The 20,234-nt window shown below is 41.0% G+C and carries 16 protein-coding genes; 2 read left to right on the top strand and 14 right to left on the bottom strand.

All coding sequences use genetic code 11. The features are described from left to right. Positions 1–2: 2 nt before the first annotated feature. From dnaE to WH214_RS16105, 6 genes are all read right to left on the bottom strand, one after another. Entirely contained in the window at positions 3–3,572 is a 3,570-nt protein-coding gene (dnaE, locus tag WH214_RS16130; protein ID WP_339422495.1) for a DNA polymerase III subunit alpha, read from the bottom strand. 184 nt (positions 3,573–3,756) lie between these two features. Beyond that, positions 3,757–4,386 carry a hypothetical protein gene (locus WH214_RS16125; RefSeq protein WP_339422496.1) on the bottom strand — a complete coding sequence of 210 codons (630 nt, stop codon included), beginning with the start codon at positions 4,384–4,386 and terminating at the stop codon, positions 3,757–3,759. Between the two features lie 86 nt (positions 4,387–4,472). Continuing rightward, positions 4,473–5,168 (bottom strand): methionine ABC transporter permease, encoded by a 696-nt coding sequence (locus tag WH214_RS16120; protein ID WP_004696373.1) that lies wholly within the window; start codon positions 5,166–5,168, stop codon positions 4,473–4,475. Next, a complete protein-coding gene (locus tag WH214_RS16115) occupies positions 5,165–6,190 on the bottom strand; it encodes a methionine ABC transporter ATP-binding protein (RefSeq protein WP_126037103.1) in 1,026 nt (341 codons plus the stop codon). Before WH214_RS16115 ends, WH214_RS16120 begins: the two co-directional genes overlap by 4 nt. 73 nt (positions 6,191–6,263) lie before the next feature. After that, entirely contained in the window at positions 6,264–7,136 is an 873-nt protein-coding gene (locus tag WH214_RS16110; protein ID WP_004982088.1) for a MetQ/NlpA family ABC transporter substrate-binding protein, read from the bottom strand. Between the two features lie 697 nt (positions 7,137–7,833). Next, complete coding sequence (locus WH214_RS16105) at positions 7,834–8,727, bottom strand: 3-hydroxyacyl-CoA dehydrogenase (RefSeq protein ID WP_339422497.1); 894 nt, start codon at positions 8,725–8,727, stop codon at positions 7,834–7,836. Between the two features lie 203 nt (positions 8,728–8,930). Here WH214_RS16105 and WH214_RS16100 point away from each other — a divergent pair, with 203 nt between their 5' ends. Further along, complete coding sequence (locus tag WH214_RS16100; protein ID WP_339422498.1) at positions 8,931–10,019, top strand: AraC family transcriptional regulator; 1,089 nt, start codon at positions 8,931–8,933, stop codon at positions 10,017–10,019. A 40-nt stretch (positions 10,020–10,059) separates the two neighbouring features. Here WH214_RS16100 and purD read toward each other — a convergent pair whose 3' ends face one another. From purD to WH214_RS16060, 8 genes are all read right to left on the bottom strand, one after another. Continuing rightward, the gene (purD, locus tag WH214_RS16095; protein WP_339422499.1) at positions 10,060–11,343 is read right to left on the bottom strand and encodes a phosphoribosylamine--glycine ligase; all 1,284 of its coding nucleotides are present in this window, start codon (positions 11,341–11,343) and stop codon (positions 10,060–10,062) included. 128 nt (positions 11,344–11,471) lie between these two features. Next, positions 11,472–13,046: a bifunctional phosphoribosylaminoimidazolecarboxamide formyltransferase/IMP cyclohydrolase gene (gene purH / locus WH214_RS16090; RefSeq protein ID WP_339422500.1), complete on the bottom strand. Its 1,575-nt coding sequence runs from the start codon at positions 13,044–13,046 to the stop codon at positions 11,472–11,474. A 90-nt stretch (positions 13,047–13,136) separates the two neighbouring features. After that, positions 13,137–13,406: a DNA-binding transcriptional regulator Fis gene (fis, locus tag WH214_RS16085; RefSeq protein WP_001086304.1), complete on the bottom strand. Its 270-nt coding sequence runs from the start codon at positions 13,404–13,406 to the stop codon at positions 13,137–13,139. A 380-nt stretch (positions 13,407–13,786) separates the two neighbouring features. Further along, complete coding sequence (locus WH214_RS16080; protein ID WP_078425886.1) at positions 13,787–14,686, bottom strand: DUF3426 domain-containing protein; 900 nt, start codon at positions 14,684–14,686, stop codon at positions 13,787–13,789. 18 nt (positions 14,687–14,704) lie between these two features. After that, positions 14,705–15,607, bottom strand: coding sequence for a 50S ribosomal protein L11 methyltransferase (prmA, locus tag WH214_RS16075; protein ID WP_184118251.1), 903 nt, complete (start codon positions 15,605–15,607; stop codon positions 14,705–14,707). 114 nt (positions 15,608–15,721) lie between these two features. Continuing rightward, a complete protein-coding gene (locus WH214_RS16070; protein WP_259233281.1) occupies positions 15,722–16,603 on the bottom strand; it encodes a bile acid:sodium symporter family protein in 882 nt (293 codons plus the stop codon). A gap of 44 nt (positions 16,604–16,647) precedes the next feature. Further along, a complete protein-coding gene (locus WH214_RS16065; protein ID WP_005400669.1) occupies positions 16,648–17,535 on the bottom strand; it encodes a bile acid:sodium symporter family protein in 888 nt (295 codons plus the stop codon). Between the two features lie 139 nt (positions 17,536–17,674). After that, positions 17,675–18,025, bottom strand: a complete 351-nt coding sequence (locus WH214_RS16060; protein ID WP_004696401.1) for a hypothetical protein — start codon at positions 18,023–18,025, stop codon at positions 17,675–17,677. A gap of 253 nt (positions 18,026–18,278) precedes the next feature. Between WH214_RS16060 and mnmG the strand changes: the two genes are divergently transcribed. Next, on the top strand, positions 18,279–20,159 hold the full coding sequence (gene mnmG / locus WH214_RS16055) for a tRNA uridine-5-carboxymethylaminomethyl(34) synthesis enzyme MnmG (protein ID WP_062033597.1): 1,881 nt from the start codon (positions 18,279–18,281) through the stop codon (positions 20,157–20,159). Positions 20,160–20,234 lie beyond the last annotated feature (75 nt).

Below are 20,234 nucleotides of genomic sequence, written 5' to 3'. Positions count from 1 at the left end.
AATTAAGAGAACTGACCGACTTCAGCTTGATATAAGTCCATGGCATCATCCATGCTCATATCCGCAGGTGGCGGTGGTACATCTATCGGTTTGGCTTCTTCATAGCTCACCGCTTTGGCTGCTTTGGATTTGACTTGATATTCCACATGAAGATTTTCTTTACCAAAATAGTCACGGAGTTTAGAAAGCAGTTCATCCTGCGGTGCCACTTTCCAATTAATCCCTAAGTGCAATTCAGCCGTGGCATACGGGTAGTCCAACAGCAATTGCAGCGGGATGTGATTACACATATCGACATTACAAAAGGGTGCAAGAATATTTTTTAAATCTTGGCTCAGTGTTTTTGTGCTGTGTGTTGGGTCGAGACGAATTTGAATACAGTTGGCGCGTTTTTGACGAATTTCATTTAGGGTAAATGCTTTGGTTAAGCGACCCATTGGACGGTCAAAACCTTCACGCTCGTAAATTTCACCTTCAATTACCACCACTTTTTCATTTTGAATGATGTCTTTGAAACGCATAAAGCGTTCATGATTCGCAGAGACTTCAATCCGTGAGGTACCATCATCTAAGGTCACCATCATTCGGTTCGGGAAGTTGGCTACATCGACCACGAGACCTGCAAAAACCGTAGTGACACCACGACGGGTTGGGGTAAGTTCATTAATTTTGTTTGGAATAAACGCTTTCAACTCAGTGCGATAGACATCAATTGGGTGACCGGTTAAATACAACCCTAGAGTGTCTTTTTCACCTTTGAGACGGACTTCATCTGACCAAGGTTTAACAGGTTTGGCAGGTTTACGTTGTACTTCTTCAACCTCACCGAACAAGTCCATGATGCCTGTTTCACGGTTTGAGCGAGCTTGATCTGCCGCTTGTACCGCTTCAGGTAGCTGTGCCATTAGACTTGAGCGCTCAATGCCGAGACAGTCTAAAGCGCCTGAGCGAATCAATGCTTCTAAAGTCCGTTTATTGATTTTTTTCAGATCAATACGATGGCAGAAATCAAACAAATCACGATAAGGCCCATCTTGAATACGAGAGTCAATGACCGACTGCATCGCCGCTTCACCGACACCTTTAATTGCGCCGAGCCCATAAACGATCGTTTTGTCGTCCGAAGCATGGAATTGATAGATAGACATATTAACCGAAGGCGGCAATACCTCTATATCATTGTGTCGACAGTCATCAATCAAGAACACCACGTTATCGGTGTTTTGCATTTCCGATGACATCACCGCTGCTAAGAATTCAGCTGGATAATGCGCTTTGAGCCATGCCGTTTGATAGGCCACTAAGGCATAAGCTGCGGCATGCGATTTGTTAAAGCCATAACCTGCGAATTTTTCCATATAGTCAAAGATATGGTTGGCAGTGGCTGCATCAATGTCTTTTTTCGCTGCACCTTCCGTAAAAATTTGGCGCTGTTTGACCATTTCTTCGGGCTTTTTCTTACCCATAGCACGACGTAGTAAGTCCGCACCACCCAAGCTATAGCCCGCACAATACTGTGCTGCCTGCATTACCTGTTCTTGGTAAACCATAATGCCGTAAGTCGGCTCAAGTACACCTTCAAGTAGGGGATGGAGATATTCAAACTCGCCACCATGCATACGGTGGATAAAGTCTGGAATCAGGTCCATCGGACCCGGACGGTAAAGGGATACGAAGGCGATAATTTCTTCAAATTTGCTTGGACGTGCTTCCTTGAGCATTTTTTTCATGCCCACGGATTCAAACTGGAAGACCGCTGTGGTGTTGGCATTGGCAAAGATGAGGTATGCATCTTTGTCATCAAGCGGAATGAACGCAATGTCTAAAGGCACATCTAACTGAATGCGCTTATTGATATTCTTCACGGCATCTTCAATGACCGTTAAGTTACGCAGACCCAAGAAGTCGAACTTTACTAGACCTGCAGATTCAACATCGTCTTTATCGTACTGCGCAACACGGCCTGTACCATCTGCGTCACATAGGACGGCAGAAAAGTCGGTAATTTTAGTTGGGGAAATGACCACGCCACCTGCGTGTTTACCTGTGTTACGGGTAATGCCTTCGAGTTTTAATGCCATTTCCCAAATTTCAGCAGCATCGTCATTGTCTGGGTTGGATGGGTTGGTGACAATATCTTTAAGCTGTGGCTCTGCTTCAATCGACTCTTCAAGGCTTAGACCTAAAGGCTTGGTCGGAATCATTTTTGAGATTCGGTCTGCCAAACCATAGGATTTACCCAAGACACGTGCCACGTCACGAATGGCACCTTTGGCTGCCATGGTGCCGAAAGTGGCAATTTGTGATACTGCATCGCGTCCGTATGTACGCGCCACATAGTCAATCACACGATCACGACCAGCAATACAGAAATCGACGTCGAAATCGGGCATTGAAACACGTTCTGGGTTTAAGAAGCGTTCGAAGAGTAGCCCGTATGGGAGAGGATCTAAGTCCGTAATTTTTAAGCTGTATGCAACAAGTGAACCTGCACCTGAACCACGACCTGGACCAACGGGAACGCCATTACCTTTGGACCATTGGATGAAGTCCATGACAATCAAGAAATAGCCCGGAAAACCCATTTTAAGAATGGTCCCAATTTCATACTCTAAACGATCATCGTATTCTTTACGTTTTTCAGGCCAGTATTCATCACGCGTTTCTGGTGGATATAAAAAGTCTAAACGCTCTTCTAAACCTTCTTTGGATAAATGTGCAAAGTAGGTGTCAATGGTATGGCCTTCAGGAATAGGGTAGTCAGGCAGGAAGTATTTACCTAATTGCAGGGTAACGTTACAACGCTTCGCGATCTGATAAGTATTTTCAATTGCAGATGGAATATCTGCAAATAATTCCGCCATTTGTTGGCCAGATTTAAAATATTGCTCTGGAGAGTAATTTTTTGGTCGGCGGTTATCCCCTAATACATAACCATCGGCAATACAGACTCGGGCTTCGTGTGCTTCAAAGTCGATTTCTTTCATGAAGTGCACATCATTGTGCGCAACTACACCAATATTGTATTTTTTAGCCAGTTTTAAGGCTTCATAGTTGAAGTCATCTTCACCTGAGCGTTCTGTTCGACATAGAGCCAAATAAACACGATTGCCAAATTTTGCAATCCATTCTTCGAGTAAAGGTTCGGCTTTTTGCGGATTCGATGTACAGAGCATTTTGCCGACATCAGATCGCATGCCAAGTAGCGCAATCAGGTCATGGTTTTGTTCTAAAATCCAGTCTTTTGCAACGCAAGGAATATCAAGCTGTTGACCTCGGATAAAACCTTCTGAAACCAGTTCGGTTAGATTACGCCAGCCAACATTGCTCATCGCCAATAATGTCACGCGATGTTCAGCATCGTTCAAGCGAACTTCTGAACCCATAATCGGTTTGATGCCATTATCTAAGCATTTACCATAAAATTTTACAGCAGCGTGTAAGTTAGATAAGTCAGTAATGGCAAGGGCTGGCATACCTTCTGCCTTAGCAGCTTTGACTAAATCAGGTATACGTACAATTGATTCTGTGATTGAAAATTCTGTATGAATACCAAGATGTACAAAGTGCATAAGTGAGTCCCTGCAAAAACCGCTGAATAGTTTAACATGCTCTGCCTTCATTCTGAGTGCGATTCAAATGAATTGGCAAAATTTAATAGGCCACAGTGTTTGGACTGTTTATTTTATTGTCAGTAAGTTCTAAACGACTTAGAAAAGGCAATGTCAGTCGCATTGTTTCTTGGCATAAAAGCCTTTAGCAGGCCACAGCTTGCTGAATGGCAAAGCTGCTTAACCGTCCATTTTTAAAACCAAAGTTGAGATAAGCCGTGTAGGGTGGGGCAAAGTCTTGCGGTTCTTTTAGAAAGGCTTTGATTTCTTTGGGCTGCAAGAGCAAAAATTGGGCTTCAACTGATGCTGCCATACCTTGTGCACTGTATTTAAAGTCTTGTTTAAACTGCTGTAAAGTATAATTTGGTGTGATCTGAATATTTTGCACGCGTATATTTTCGCTCATGGCTTGAGTGCTTTTCCAGTCAAGCCAAACACGGCCTTTGGTTTGACCGAGTTGTTTGAAATTCGTTTTGTCTTTATAGAATTTTTCAGTCTGAATCTTTGGATTATCTTCGTTAAAAATCTCAAACTTTAGGCTTTTGGGTTGGGTACTTGTAATACTGTATTCATAGTTGCCTGTACATTCGGCATATAGTTTGCTGGTTTTTCCATTCGGATGAGCGAGTAATTGACTGACTTGATGTGCTGACACGGGTGCATTGAGTTCAACCTGATTCACTTTCACACTGGTGACGTAGTTATAGGGATTTGAAGCTGCATGACTGAGCATCGGCAAAAGACTTAGACTGATCAATAGAGTTGTTATTTTCATCGTTATAGCTTTTAAAAGTTTTGTTTGCCAGATTATATAAAACTTAGACCTGAAAAAAAGCTCCCAATATTGAGAGCTTAATTTTGTTAGCGTAGTTTAGATAGCCAATCGCCAACGGATTGTACAATTTGCACCATGATCAACAGCACAATCACCGTGAGGATCACGACACTGGTGTCAAAACGTTGATAACCATAAGAAATAGCAAGGTCACCAATACCGCCTGCACCCACTGCACCGGCCATCGCGGTTGCACCAATTAAGCTAATCGTGGCTGTGGTTAAGTTTAAAATCAGTGAACTGCGTGCTTCAGGTAGAATAAATTTGAAGATGATTTGTAGCGGAGTTGCACCCATTGCTTGTGCAGATTCGATAATGCCTTCATTCACTTCCAGTAATGAAGTTTCCACCAAACGACCAATGTATGGTCCGACATAAATGGTGAGCGGAACAATCGCAGCCCACGTACCAATCGATGTACCGACGATGAGTTTGGTTAAAGGTAAAACCGCAATCAGTAAAATAATAAAGGGTAGAGAGCGTAAGGCATTCACAATCGGGTTCAGGCTGTGATAAATCGCTTTGTTTGGCAAAATACCATCAGGACGTGTGACCAATAAAATAATGGCCTGAATAAAACCCCAAATACAGCCAAACAGCATTGCAAAAAACACCATATGAAATGTTTCTTGCAATGCAGTAATAAACTGGTCAATCGATAAAGAGCTTTTCCAAAAAGGCGCTGTGATTTGAGTTAACCACTGGACAATTAAATCTCTCATGCCAGCTCTCCTGATTGTTCAACAGCCACACCATGTTGTTTTAAAAACTCAACCGCTTCAGCAATCAGGCTTTCATCGCCCAAGAGCTGAACAAACATTTGTCCAATCACATTGCCATCAATTTCAATCATGTTGGCAAACAGGATATTGAGACTAATATCAAACTGTTTAATTAAGTTTTGAATAACGGTTTCGTGTGCAGAGTTACCAAGAAATTGTAAGCGGTAAATACTATGATGATGCTTATGTTCGAGGTTATTCAGAAGTTTAATCGGTAGTTGTTGATGCAAAATCGTTTGAATAAAATTCTGTGTCGTTGCATGTTGCGGACGACTAAACAGGTCCACTGTTTTTCCAGTTTCAACTACTTTACCAAGTTCCATTACGGCTACATGTGAGCAGATGCTTTGGATCACATCCATTTCATGTGTCACCATGACGATGGTAATGCCTTGCTCTTGATTGATTTTTTTGAGCAAGTCTAAAACTGACTTAGTGGTTTGTGGATCTAGTGCAGAAGTCGCTTCGTCACAAAGTAATATTTTAGGATGGTTGGCAAGCGCGCGTGCAATACCGACACGTTGTTTTTGACCACCCGAGAGCTCGTCTGGATAAGCTTCTTTTTTGTGTTTGAGATCAATAAACTCAAGTAGCTCATTCAAACGTTTTTCACGTTCAGCTTTGCTATAACCTAAAAGTTTCATGGGCATTTCAATATTGGCTGCAACGGTTTTGGTTTGCAGTAAATTAAAATGCTGGAAAATCATGCCAATATTTGCACGTTCTTGACGTAATGCTTTTGCATCTAATGCAGTAAAGTCTTTTTGATTGATAATCACTTGGCCTTGAGTTGGGCGTTCAAGTAAATTGATCAAACGAATGAGGGTACTTTTACCTGCACCACTATAGCCAATAACGCCAAAAATACTGCCTTCTGGAATGTCCAAATTGATTTGGTCCAGTGCAGGAATGGTTTGGCCCTTCAACTGATAGTGCTTTGAAATGTTTTTAAATTGAATCATATCGTCAAAAACTACACAAAAATGAAAAAACAGGCAAAGAGACTTTGCCTGTTTCGTTGATTTGATTATATTACTATTTAGCTTGAGTAAGGTAGCTTACTGGCTTGTTCACATCAATTTTTGTGCCGCCAAAATGTTCTTGAACATATTTGCCTACTGCAGCAACATGGTAAAGCTCACCGACTTTTTTCAGTACAGGGTCATTTTGACGCGCTTCAGCCACCGCAAGAACGTTTACGTTCATTTTTGTGGTTTGATCGATTGGTTCATAGTAAATCGCATCTTTCAATACGTTTAGACCACCTTCCATTGCAAGGGTATTACCCAAAACAATTGCATCAACTTCGTCTTTCACACGTACAGCCGTTGCCATTTGAATAGGCTTGATGACGAGAGCTTTGTTGTTTTCAACGATGTCTTTCGAAGTGCCTTTCACGAAGTCAAAGTCATTTTTTAACTTCACAAGACCCGCAGATTGTAATAATAACAATGCACGTGATTCGTTCGCACCATCATTTGGAATTGCAATCGTAGCACCATTTTTAAATTCAGCCAGTGTTTTGACTTTGCTTGAATAGATGCCCATTGGCTCTAGGTAGGTCGTTGAAAGAGGGGCAATCTTCGCTGTGTTCGCTTCGTTATATGCTACAAGGTAAGCATAAGATTGGAATGCGTTGACATCGACTTCATTGTTTGCAACAGCAGTGTTCATTGCAACATAGTCAGTGAAGTTCTTAATGTCTAACTTTAAGCCAGCTGCTTTAGTTTCTGGCAAAGTTGCAATGTGGCGCCAAATATCAGCATCAGAACCAGTCGATGCGATGGTTACTGTTTGCTCAGCTGCTGCAGTATCCGTTTTAGCCGCATCTGTTGCAGGTGCTTCAGGTTTGCTACAACCCGTTAAAACAACAGATAAACCCAGCGCAATTCCTAGAATTTTTTTCATTTTTTCTTCCCGATTAAGCATCCAAACGAGGCTTAACTTAGCTGAACAATAGAGAGATCAATTGATTTTAAATCAGGTATTCCTGATTTGATGCATATGACTGTAATGTGAGTTTTGCAAGTGTGCAATTCGATATCAGTCGAATATGTACTTTCACTTTGGAAAAGATTAACTTTTTTAACTCACTAGAAACATCTCTGCTCAATCGTTAAATTTTGCACATCATATCAACAAAGTAATATTCGATATAGAGCATAAAAGTTCAATACTTATCTTATTTAAAGATTAGTAATTTGCATTTTGTTTATAATTTTATAATGAAAACAATATATTATTTTTAATTAATCTATTTAAAAATAATAATTTGCATAAATTTTGTGCTTTATAAGATTTTATCTAAACTAAATACAAAAAATAGATATAACGAGTATAAAGTGCAAAAATTAATGTATGCAGAGTAGTCATCCTAACGCTCTTAAAAGAACGGCATGGGCTTAATGCATTCGGGGATAGGAGAAATAGTTATTATAAGGTGTATGTTCTATTTTTTTAAAGCAACTTAAAGTCTTAGTTATTTTTTGATGCTTGTGAGAACAAACTAAAGCAATCACTAAAAAGAGTGATGCTTTAGTTTGAGCTGTATGCGGAAAGGCTGAAATATCAAAAATACTGATAGTAAGGTTGATATCTCAAGCCATTAGCCCTTTAAAAAGGTAGCTGACTCATATGCTGGATTTGGGTAATTATAAAACCCTTTACCTGTAGGCATACCTAAATGGCCTAGATCAATAAATTCAGCTTGTAGTTTTTCCATGATACGGATCATGGCTGGATTGGCATCCTGATACAGTTTTGCAACATTATAGACGGTGGTAATTCCGATCATATCCATGATTGCAAAAGGCCCTTTCGGAGAGATGTAGGCTTTCATCCATGTTTTATCAATGGTTTCTGGATCAGAAACTTTGTTCACCCAAAGTTCCAATGCAGAGATGCAATACGGTACCAATATACTGTTAAGCACATAACCCGGCTGTTCTTTGTAAATTGGAATTGGCAACATGTCGATGGCTTTGGCAAATTCAACTAAGTCATCAAATACTTTTTTATCAGTTGAGTCATGGCCCATGATTTCTGCCATATTGTGTGCCCAAATTCTATTGGCAAAATGCAATGCTAAGAATTTTTCAGGGCGTCCAGTCACTTCTTTAAACTGACTTGGTAACAATGTCGAAGTGTTGGTTGCAAAGACTGTTTTTTCAGGCGCCACTTGACTCAGTTTTTCATAAAACTCACGCTTGATAGCTGGATCTTCAGGTACAGCTTCAATCATCAAATCTGCATCTTTGACTGCTTCAGCAAGGTTTGATTGATAGCTTAGATTGTTAAATGTGTTATCGAGTTGCTCTTGAGTAGCATTCATTTCCTGTTTGTAGCATTCAGATAATTCAAAAAATTTAGCTTTGGCTTTATCAAGAACTTCATCATTAATATCGTAAACAGTCACTTTAAAGCCATGAAAAGCGGTTTGAAATGCAATTTGATAACCGAGTACACCACTGCCAGCAACAGTTACATTCTTAAAATTCATTTTGTATTCCTTGTTTTATCCTTGATGAAAAATGTAGTGTTCATATCCATGTGCTACATTTATTCGCGCCAGCGTTTTATGTGTTTGAAGCGTAAAATTGATGAACAAATAAATTGCTCATAGGGCTATTCTGCCGTGGCTTTTTTATGCTAACTTGACGTAATGAGTCAATTTTTTGACGTATTGAGACAGGGATTGTGGAAATGAATCAGGATGATTCGATCGCAGTTGAGTACCCGAGAAATATCCATGAGGATATGGTGCATAGTTCAGGGCTACGTGGCTATCTAGAGGTAATGCAACATTTGGGCATCGACCCAATGCCGTTGTTGGCCAAGCATGGAATTCAACTTGCACAATTACAAGATGACAATGCATGGATTTCACATACAGCACTAATCCAACTTCTAGAAGAAAGTGCGCAACAGGCCAACTGTGCCGATTTAGGTTTACGGATCTCACAGTATCAAGATATTGGCATTTTGGGTGTACTTGGGCTGATCTTACAAAGTGCATCGACACTTCATGAAGTGATTAAATACAGTTCAGATTTACTGTTTTTACATGGTTCTGCACTACGTTTATATATCAATGATCGTGTTAGCACAGATGCATTTGAACCCAGCTCGGATATTGTAGAGCTTATTTTTGATATTCAGCTCCATGACGCTACGCATATTTTGAGTAAACGACAAACCATGGATTTGGGACTTGCTGTGTGTCATCGGGTTCTACGTTATTTGAGTGGTGAGCGTTATCAGCCGCTCCGAGTTGCACTACCGCACAGTCCAATTGCGCCCTTAAATGTGTATAAACGGTTTTTCCATGCGGAAATCATGATAGATCAACAGCATGCAGCTTTGTATTTTCACAAAGATATGTTGAATATTACTTTAGATAGTATTGATCATGGCTTACGTGAAATTGTCGATAGTTATCTGGAGCGGAGTTTTAGGAGTCATCAAGGTTCATTTAGTGATCGTGTTCGACATGCGATACGCATTCATTTATCGGGTCCAAAGGCCAATAAAACAGATATTGCAAATATGCTTGCGATGCATCCTCGAAGCTTACAACGTAAATTAGATGAAGAAGGGACCAGCTTTGAGCAGATTCGAGATAAACTCAGACAACAGTTGCTGTTGCAATATTTAGCAGACTCAAAAGCATCGATGAGTCAAATCGCTTCTGTACTGGGTTTTTCCGAGCAGTCAGCATTAAGCCGTGCCTGTAAAAATTGGTTTGGTGTAACACCGCGACAGCTAAAAAAGCTTCGCAGCGGTTTGCAATAAAAAAACCCGCATTTAGCGGGTTTTTACGGTATGAATGTTTTTAAGCATTTTCACGCGCAATAGCACGATAACCAATGTCTGTACGATATTGCATACCCGTAAATGTAACTTGACCACAAACTTCTAAAGCATTGATTTGTGCTTCAAGTACGGTATCGCCAAGAGCTGTGACACATAAAACACGACCACCCGCAGTCAAGATGTGACCGTCAGCACTCATTGTTGTGCCTGCATGGAAGATTTTTGTGTTTTCAGGAGATTGACCAAGACCAGAGATTACGTCACCTTGACGAACAGTTTCTGGGTAGCCTTCTGCAGCAAGAACAATACCAATTGATTTGCGTTCATCCCATTCAGCTTCTGCTGGAAGATTACCTGCAATACCAGCTTCAACCAGATCGACCAATGATGATTTTAAACGCATCATAATCGGTTGTGTTTCAGGGTCACCAAAACGACAGTTAAATTCGATTACACGAGGTTGACCTTGTTCATCAATCATGAGGCCTGCATATAAGAAGCCTGTATAAACATGACCATCTTTTTTCATGCCTTCCACAGTTGGACGCATAATTTCAGTCATTGCACGATCAAATACTTCAGCTGTAACCACTGGAGCAGGTGAATAAGCACCCATACCACCCGTGTTTGGACCTTGGTCACCTTCAAAAATGCGTTTATGATCTTGCGAAGTTGCCATTGGTAAAATATTGTCGCCATCAATCATACAAATGAAAGACGCTTCTTCACCCGCAAGGAACTGTTCAATCACAACACGTGAACCAGCATCACCAAACTTGTTGCCCGCCAACATGTCATCAATCGCATCAAAAGCTTCTTGATTGGTCATGGCTACAATCACGCCTTTACCCGCAGCAAGACCATCGGCCTTGATCACGATTGGCGCGCCATTTTTTTCAACAAATGCTTTCGCTGCATCGACTTCAGTAAATACATCGTAGAACGCAGTAGGAATGTTGTGGCGTTTTAAGAAGTGCTTAGCAAAAGCTTTCGAGCCTTCTAGCTGGGCAGCAAATTGAGTTGGGCCCCAAATTTGAAGCTCTGCCGCGCGGCAAGCATCAACTACACCATTTACCAGCGGTGCTTCTGGACCCACAATAATCAAATCTACTGCATTATTTTTTGCAAAGTCGATAATTGCAGCATTGTCTAAAATGTTGAGTGCAACATTTTCACATTTGTTTTCTGTTGCAGTTCCTGCGTTGCCTGGCGCAACAAAAACTTTTGCAACTTTTTCATCTTGCGCGATTTTCCATGCCAACGCATGTTCACGACCGCCATTACCCAAAACTAAAATGTTCATCGGTTCATACTCCATGAATCGAAATGACATAAAGTCCTCAGCCTAAGAAGGAGAGGACTTTATGTAAGATTTAGAAATCTGTTTTAAACCACATGTATGACTTTGTCATTACGGTCTGCATATATCACTTAGTGACGGAAATGACGCATGCCCGTGAAGACCATTGCAATACCAGCTTCATCAGCTGCTGCAATAGTTTCTTCATCACGCATAGAACCACCCGGCTGGATAATACATTTAATGCCTGCTTTCGCTGCATTATCAATACCATCGCGGAATGGGAAGAATGCATCAGAGGCCATGACAGCACCTTCAACCACTAAGCCTGCATGCTCCGCTTTAATCGCAGCAATACGCGCTGAGTTAACACGGCTCATTTGACCTGCACCTACACCAATGGTTTGACGACCTTTAGCATAAACAATGGCATTTGATTTCACGTATTTCGCAACTTTCCATGCAAAAATTAAGTCATCAACTTCAGCATCCGTTGGTGCGCGTTTTGTCACGACTCTTAAATCATCTTTGGTGATCATACCTAAGTCTTGGTCTTGAACCAATAAACCACCATTGACGCGTTTATAGTCAAGTTGTGGCGCACGCTCATCAAGTGCCGGTAATTCACCACAAACCAGAACACGAACATTTTTCTTCGCTCCAGTGACTTCAAGCACACCTTCAGCAATGCTTGGTGCAATGATCACTTCCACAAACTGACGGTCAACAATCGCTTGTGCAGTTGCAACGTCTAGTTCACGGTTGAATGCAATGATGCCGCCGAAAGCTGATTCAGGATCTGTTGCATAAGCCAAGTCATATGCTGCTTGAATACCATCTAAAGACACCGCAACACCACATGGGTTCGCGTGTTTAACGATCACGCAAGCAGGTTTTGCAAATGATTTGACACATTCAAGTGCGGCATCTGTATCTGCAATATTATTATAAGAAAGTTCTTTACCTTGAAGTTGTTTCGCTGTTGAAACAGAGGCTTCAGTTGCTGTGCTTTCTACATAGAATGCTGCTGACTGATGCGGGTTTTCACCATAACGCAAATCTTGAGCTTTATTTAATTGTGTATTGAAGGTACGTGCAAACTTGTCTGCTTGACCTTCTTCTTTGCCTACGCGAGCGCCTAGGTAAGAAGCAATCATGCCATCATACTGTGCTGTATGTTCAAATGCTTTAACTGCTAAGTCAAAACGAGTTTCGTAAGACAAAGCACCATTTGTTTTTAGTTCAGCAACAACAGTGTCATAGTCTGTAGCATTGACCACAATACCGACAGAGGCATGGTTTTTCGCAGCAGCACGCACCATAGTTGGGCCGCCGATGTCGATATTTTCAATCGCATCCGCAAGTGAGCAGTTTGGTTTAGCTACAGTTGCAGCAAATGGATAAAGGTTTACAACCACAAGATCGATCGCATCGATATTGTGTTCAGCCATCACAGCTTCGTCTAGACCGCGACGAGCTAAGATACCACCATGAATTTTCGGGTGTAGCGTTTTTACACGACCATCCATCATTTCTGGGAAACCAGTATGCTCTGAAACTTCAACTACAGCGATATTGTTGTCTTTTAACAACTTATATGTACCGCCAGTAGATAAAATTTCTACCCCTAGAGCAACAAGGTTTTGAGCGAACTCAACAATGCCAGTTTTATCGGAAACAGAGATTAAAGCGCGTTTAATGGTCATGATCTTCGTCACAGTTATCAAGAATTAAAACAAAAAGCCAAAAATAGCAGGTAAAAAAAATGCCCGCGGAAGCCGCAAGCATTTTATCATTTATTCACTCATTAAACCGTGAGCTTTTAACTTTTTACGTAAAGTTCCACGGTTAAGTCCTAGAATCTCCGCAGCACGTGTTTGGTTACCGCGGGTATATTCTAAAACTACAGATAGAAGAGGTTTCTCCATTTCTGCCAGCACCATGTCGTAGACCTGAGATGGTTGCTCGCCTTGCAGTTGTGCAAAATAGTGGCGAACTGCGCGATCTACGTGAATACGAAGAGCGACATCAGACTGTGCAGTAAAAATAGGAGATTTGCTATTCATGCGAAGTAATCCGAAAAATCTAAATATCACTTGGGTAAAGTGACATATATAAAGTGGTCTAAAATTAAAATGAACTTCGTTTTAGATCCTAAAACGACTAGTTCTAAAACTGTACATTTAGCATGCCACAATATCGCCAAGTTGGTCGAAATATAAGCGTAACAATAGTTAAATATTTGTTACCGACCTTTTTTAAACAAAAAAATCTGCTCAATACGCGATATTTCGATAACGCGCATTTTTGCTGATGTTCTATTTGTATTAAAAGACTGAGGAGATTGCAGCACTAAGCTTTTGTGGCGCGTATCATACCATTGTCTAAGAAAAAGTGAGCAAGAAAACTGCATTTTTTTTCACTTTTTTTACATTTTTTTTAAATTTTAGGGCTGGACTATTTCTAAACTGTAATGATTGAAGCTTTTACGGCTTACTGGCAGGCTAAATTTGAATTTGAATGGACTATTTTTAGGAATTCGTTTAATTCCAACCAGACTATCAATCAAATATTCATTTGCATGCAGTTGATAGGTTGAATCGACTTCACCATCCACTTTTAAAATGACCTTAAGATCTGGTAGGGGAAGGCTGGTGTCATGATAATTGATCAGTTCACCTGAAAATTGAGTTTTTTGTGCGTCTACACGTTTTACTTTTAATTTATTAATGCTGATCAGACTGTAACGTTCTTGTAGGCTGCTACAGTTCAGTACGAGACAAATTTTATTATAGGTTGCACCTAATGCGGGGCTGTTATTGAGGATATGTGGATTAAACCATAAGTATTGGAAACACAATAAAGCCAATAAGCTGAAGTTAATTACACCCCAAAGCATATAGTACATCGGGCTTTTTTGCGGTTTCGCTGGATTGTTGTCTGCCAAATTCATGGCAGGATAGTTACCAATCGGGTCGGTACTAAAATAGTTTAAATTGTTTAAATAGGTTTTAAGGTCAATGTTGGAGTGCTCAACTTTCAGGTTGAAAATATCAAGCAAATTTGATGTCGACATTGAAAGTGCAGCAGATTGTGATAAATCAAAATGAATGCTGTCTACACGAGGAGAGGAAAATGCTGAATTTGAAGACATGCTCATGTCATTCTGATTCGACGATCTTTCCTCACCTGTGTCAAAAGTATGACCCGTGGTTAAATGCGAGAGCGCATTAAAGGTCATCGAACACTTTGGGCAACAAACCATACCTTGCGCAACAGTGAGTTGTGCAACACTTACTTTGTAGATGGTTAGGCATTTAGGGCAAGAGGTTTGTTTGTCGCTCATAGTGTATTAAGAGTTCATTTAAAGGGTGTGGCGTTTACCCGAGATTCGGCACCAGTTTTCATCACGTTTCTCGACCTCTAATATATCAAAAAACTCAGAATAAACACTAGAAACATCAGAAACTTGCTCTTCAATTACACCTGCAAGTGCGAACTCTCCCTCAGATTTGACCAAAGTTGCGAATTCCGGCGCTAACATCATAAGTGGGCCTGCCAAAATATTTGCTACAAAGACATCTGCTTTTTGGTCAGCCAGCTCTAAATTGAACTCATCTGGTAAGCCGACATACAGGTTCTCAGCCACGCCATTGAGTGCCGCATTTTGTTCAGTGGCTAAAATTGCTTGTGGATCAATATCTGTGGCATAGACTTTTTTTGCACCTAGAAGTAGAGCAGCAACACCTAAAATACCTGAACCGCAACCATAGTCGATCACGATTTTATCTTTAACATCAGTTTTACCTAACCACTGCAGGCAAAGAAAAGTAGATGCATGGTTCCCCGTACCAAAAGCTAAGCCTGGATCAAGTTTAATGTTCACTGCATCTGGTTCTGGTGCTTGCATCCATTCAGGAACGATCCAGTATTTGTCTGCAATTTGAATCGGTTCGTAGGCATCCATCCATGTACGTTCCCATTCTTGGTCTTCAAGAAATTCGCTACGCATCGGTGCATCAGGCATTTGAGTGCGAATAAACGTTTCTAATGCATTGACATCAATTTCTTCATCGTCTTCTTGCGCATAAATACCCGTCACAATGACTTTATTCCAAAGTGGCGTTTCACCTGGAAGTGGTTCAAGTAAGTCTTGGTTTTCTGCATCATCTAATGTGACACTGACTGCACCCAAAGATTCTAAAAGGGTTTCAGTAAAATCGACTTGCGCTTGATCAACCGTAATATGAATTTGTAGCCACTTCACAGGAATAACCTAATATTTATGTATAAATAAATATTGTAGCGGAACGGGGGGCAGTTCGACAGCATTCCTCAAAATAAAAAAGGATGCCGCAGCATCCTTAGATCTACATCTGTTCTAGGCTTGTTCTGTACTGGTTTGAACCGATGGGGCATAACGGTTGAGTAATGTCCCAAAGATGGCAGCAAAAATATACATAAAAATAGAATATACCGCTGCGGGCATAGCAATGGTAGTACTGGTCATCACGGTGAGTGCAATGGTCATGGCAAGGGTGCTGTTATGAATGCCAATTTCAAAGGCACAAGCCCGTGCTTGAGCACTGTTGATCCCCAGTAGTCGCGGTACAAAATAACCAATCATTAAACTGCAAATACAGAAAATGATTGTGGCTAAACCGACCTGAGTCAGATACTCCAGAATATGTGCGCGTTCTTTGGCTATTGCTCCAACAATGATTAAGACCAAAAATACAACAGAAAAAATACGTAATGGCTTATTCAGCTTCTTGGTAAAAGAGGGTGCATAGTGGCGAATCAACATACCAATGCAGACGGGGATAAGAATAATTGAGAAAACCTGTAAGATTTTACTAAATTGCATACTGACATGTTGTCCATCCTGCATAAAGTACTGAATGGCAAAGTTGACAATTAGCGGCAAGGTAAACGCTGCAATAACGGAGTTAATGGCTGTTAAGGTAATATTGAGCGCAATATCACCTTTAAACAAATAGCTAAATAAATTTGCAGTACTCCCACCTGGAGACGCTGCTAAGAGCATTAAGCCGACGGCAAGCAGTGGCGGTAAGTTGAGTACTTTGCAAATTACAAAGGCAATCCCAACAAGAAGTACCAATTGACAAAATAAAGCAACCAATACTGCTTTGGGATGTTTGCTGACGCGTGCAAAATCCTTCGGGGTTAACTCTAAGCCCAAACCAATCATGATGATGGCCAGAGCTAGGGGTAACATAATAGTTATAATTCCTGAATCCATAGGTACATATTCTCCTTAAAATTATATAAATCATGACCGTGAAATTATTCAGCTGCGGTCACTTTCTTCAAAAATAAACTGTCATTTCTTCGTGAGATTAATAGGCCTAATAACGCAGCAAATACAAACATGAAAATAGAATAAATACCGGCAGGAATGGCCATGGCGGTGTTGCCTAAGACTGACAAGGCAACCGTGATGGCAAGTGCGGTGTTGTGAATGGTGATCTCAAAGGAGCAGGTTAAGGCTTGTTTTTCTGGAATATTGGCCAGATGTGGCACAAAAAAACCAATAAACATGCTACAGAAGCAGAATAAAGCTACGGCTGGCCCAATCTCAAACACATATTCGACAAAATTATGTCGCTCTAAGTACAGTGCGAGAAAAAAGATAAAAAGAAGACAGCTTGCAGACAAAATACGCATTGGGCGGTTTAATCTGTCGGCAAGTTTTGGAAAGTAATAACGTAAAAACATGCCCATACTGACTGGAAGTAGAGTGATGAAAAATACCTTCATCATTTTCATGGCGGGCATGTCAACGGGTTGTGATGTTTGTAGAAAGTACATCAGTGAAAAATTAATAATAAAAGGCAGGGTTAGTGTTGAAATGATGGAGTTTGTAGCCGTGAGAGTAATGTTGAGCGCAACATCACCTTTAAATAAATAGGTCAATAGATTTGACGTTGGTCCGCCCGGTGAGGCTGCAACGAGCATCAAACCAATCGCGAAAATAGGCGCTAAATTTAAAAATTGGCAAATCAGGAAGGCAATGCCCACCAGTAGCACCAACTGTGAAAATAACGCGATGAAAATGACTTTGGGGTGCAGTGTGAGGCGATAAAAATCGGCTGGGCGTAGGTGTAAACCAAGACCCATCATCATCAATGCCAAAGTCAAAGGCAAAAAAACTGTAAACAATTCCGAATCCATGGAATACCTTTTTTATTCGTTTTTTATCTTTTGTGTTTTTTGAGTGTATACAGAATTCAATAATTTACAAGGTCGAAAAAAGGGTAAAAAATGGACTATTTTTTACCCTCAATACAGCATGAACTTTAGATTTTTTTGCTTACATTCTTGGTTTAGGTGCTACAAAACCAAGGGCACATTTGCCTTTAATTTCTTTACCTTCGATATTGATTGATGTCGCTTTTGAGTCGCCTTGGCAAATGCTGGCTAACTCAGCTTCATCACCATGAATATTGGCATTTTTTGAGCTTGGGAAAAATTGAGGTTCACAGGTACCATTCCAAATAATGCCTCGATAGGCAAAACTAACCGCTGTTCCTTGTGACTTGCCTTTACAGACTTGTTGATAACGTTGACTATCATAGACCTTTTCAACTTTGTCGTTGGCTGATACAAAAGGCGAAAAAAATAAACCGCAGAGAATGGATGAAAAAAGAATCTTCTTATTCATAATGCTTACCTTTGGTTGTTGTATGATCAACTTATAGGATAAAAAATGATCAAATTAATACAAGGCTTTTCAGGTAACAAAACGCATCCTTTGTTGAGTTTTTGCTATTGCTCTGCAAGTGAAATTACATAAACTTAGCGCTGGCGCAGTAAGCATAGCACCGCATATACAATAAATTCCACGGAATCTGTCAACTTACAATCGAAAATTTGCTATAATCTTTCGTTATCATTTTTTAATCTCCTTTACCACTATGCATTATCCTAAAGTTTACGATGTCATTGTTATCGGCGGCGGTCACGCAGGTACAGAAGCAGCATTGGCTGCGGCACGTATGGGGCGACAGACTTTACTCTTAACTCATAATATTGAGACTTTAGGGCAGATGAGCTGTAATCCAGCAATTGGTGGTATTGGTAAATCGCATTTGGTGCGTGAAATTGATGCCTTGGGCGGTGCAATGGCATTGGCTGCCGATAAAGGTGGTATTCAGTTCCGTATCCTAAACTCACGTAAAGGTGCAGCCGTTCGTGCAACACGTGCACAGGCAGACCGTATTCGCTATAAAGCCGCGATTCGTGACACTTTAGAAAACCAAGCAAATCTCGATATTTTCCAACAAGCCGCAGACGACCTGATTGTTGAGGGTGATACTGTAAAGGGTGTTGTAACTCAAACGGGTATTCGCTTTGATGCGAAAACAGTTGTACTCACCGCAGGGACGTTCTTAGGTGGTGTAATCCACGTAGGGCTTGAAAAATCAAGCGGTGGCCGTGCAGGTGATCCACCTTCAATTTCACTGGCACACCGTTTACGTGAATTGAATTTGCCAGTAGGTCGTTTAAAGACAGGTACGCCACCACGTATTGATGCGCGTTCAGTTGATTTTTCTGTGATGATTCCACAGCCAGGTGATTTCCCATCACCGACTATGTCATTCATGGGTGATGCATCTATGCACCCTGAACAAGTGAATTGTTATATTACACATACCAATGAAAAAACCCATGACATCATCCGCGGCGGTTTAGACCGTTCACCGATGTACACTGGTGTTATTGAAGGTGTGGGGCCACGTTACTGCCCATCCATTGAAGACAAAATTCACCGCTTTGCTGATAAAGACTCACACCAAGTATTCTTAGAGCCTGAAGGTTTAGATACACATGAGCTTTATCCAAATGGTATTTCAACTTCACTTCCGTTTGATGTGCAGTTTGAATTGGTTCGTTCAATTCGCGGGATGGAAAATGCGCACATTTTACGTCCGGGCTATGCCATCGAATACGATTATTTCAACCCGCAAGCGTTGAAGTTTACTTTAGAAACCAAAGCCATCAATAACTTGTACTTTGCGGGTCAGATTAATGGTACGACAGGTTATGAAGAAGCGGGTGCGCAAGGCTTGCTTGCCGGCTTAAATGCTGCGCGTCGTGCGTGGGATCAAGAGCAATGGACACCAAAACGTGATGAAGCCTATATGGGCGTATTGGTGGATGACTTGATTACGCTCGGTACGAAAGAACCGTACCGTATGTTTACTTCACGTGCCGAATATCGTTTGATGCTACGTGAAGACAATGCGGATCAACGTTTAACCCCAGTGGGTCGTGAAATGGGCTTGGTGGATGACGAGCGTTGGGCAGCTTACTGTGAAAAAATGGAAGCGGTTGAACTGGAAACAGGTCGCTTACAACACCTTTGGGCGGCACCAAACAACCCAATGGGCAAAAAATTTGTTGAAATGACGGGTGCAGATTTATCGAAAGAATGCTCTGCGATTGATTTGTTAAAACGTCCGAATATTTCTTTTGCTCAAATTGCGGAACTCACAGGTTCTGAAGTCTCTGCGCAAGTGGGCGATCAAATTGAAATCGCGGTGAAATATGCAGGTTATATTAACCGTCAGCATGAAGACGTTGCGCAAATGAAGCGTTTGGAAGAAACTAAAATTCCAGCCGATTTTAATTATGATGTGGTTTCAGGTTTATCTCGTGAAATTACTTTAAAATTGAAAGATGTACGCCCTGAGACACTGGCACAAGCAAATCGTATTCCGGGGGTAACACCTGCAGCAGTGCAATTGATCATGATTACGATCCGTAAGAATGCACAAGCGAAAAAATCTGCTTAATATTTGAAAGTTATTGAAAAAGTCCGCTTTATGCGGGCTTTTTTTTGGGTAAAATCTGTGCAGGGGAAATATACA

It is taken from the genome of Acinetobacter sp. MYb191, assembly GCF_037572605.1.
Taxonomy (GTDB): Bacteria; Pseudomonadota; Gammaproteobacteria; order Pseudomonadales; family Moraxellaceae; genus Acinetobacter; species Acinetobacter johnsonii.
This window is presented reverse-complemented; position numbering and strand designations above follow the sequence as displayed.

Coding starts and splice junctions, on each gene's coding strand:
- dnaE (WP_339422495.1), bottom strand. CDS start 3,572: ATGCACTTTGTACATCTTGGTATTCATACAGAATTTTCAATCACAGAA.
- WH214_RS16125 (WP_339422496.1), bottom strand. CDS start 4,386: ATGAAAATAACAACTCTATTGATCAGTCTAAGTCTTTTGCCGATGCTC.
- WH214_RS16120 (WP_004696373.1), bottom strand. CDS start 5,168: ATGAGAGATTTAATTGTCCAGTGGTTAACTCAAATCACAGCGCCTTTT.
- WH214_RS16115 (WP_126037103.1), bottom strand. CDS start 6,190: ATGATTCAATTTAAAAACATTTCAAAGCACTATCAGTTGAAGGGCCAA.
- WH214_RS16110 (WP_004982088.1), bottom strand. CDS start 7,136: ATGAAAAAAATTCTAGGAATTGCGCTGGGTTTATCTGTTGTTTTAACG.
- WH214_RS16105 (WP_339422497.1), bottom strand. CDS start 8,727: ATGAATTTTAAGAATGTAACTGTTGCTGGCAGTGGTGTACTCGGTTAT.
- WH214_RS16100 (WP_339422498.1), top strand. CDS start 8,931: ATGAATCAGGATGATTCGATCGCAGTTGAGTACCCGAGAAATATCCAT.
- purD (WP_339422499.1), bottom strand. CDS start 11,343: ATGAACATTTTAGTTTTGGGTAATGGCGGTCGTGAACATGCGTTGGCA.
- purH (WP_339422500.1), bottom strand. CDS start 13,046: ATGACCATTAAACGCGCTTTAATCTCTGTTTCCGATAAAACTGGCATT.
- fis (WP_001086304.1), bottom strand. CDS start 13,406: ATGAATAGCAAATCTCCTATTTTTACTGCACAGTCTGATGTCGCTCTT.
- WH214_RS16080 (WP_078425886.1), bottom strand. CDS start 14,686: ATGAGCGACAAACAAACCTCTTGCCCTAAATGCCTAACCATCTACAAA.
- WH214_RS16070 (WP_259233281.1), bottom strand. CDS start 16,603: ATGGATTCAGGAATTATAACTATTATGTTACCCCTAGCTCTGGCCATC.
- WH214_RS16065 (WP_005400669.1), bottom strand. CDS start 17,535: ATGGATTCGGAATTGTTTACAGTTTTTTTGCCTTTGACTTTGGCATTG.
- WH214_RS16060 (WP_004696401.1), bottom strand. CDS start 18,025: ATGAATAAGAAGATTCTTTTTTCATCCATTCTCTGCGGTTTATTTTTT.
- mnmG (WP_062033597.1), top strand. CDS start 18,279: ATGCATTATCCTAAAGTTTACGATGTCATTGTTATCGGCGGCGGTCAC.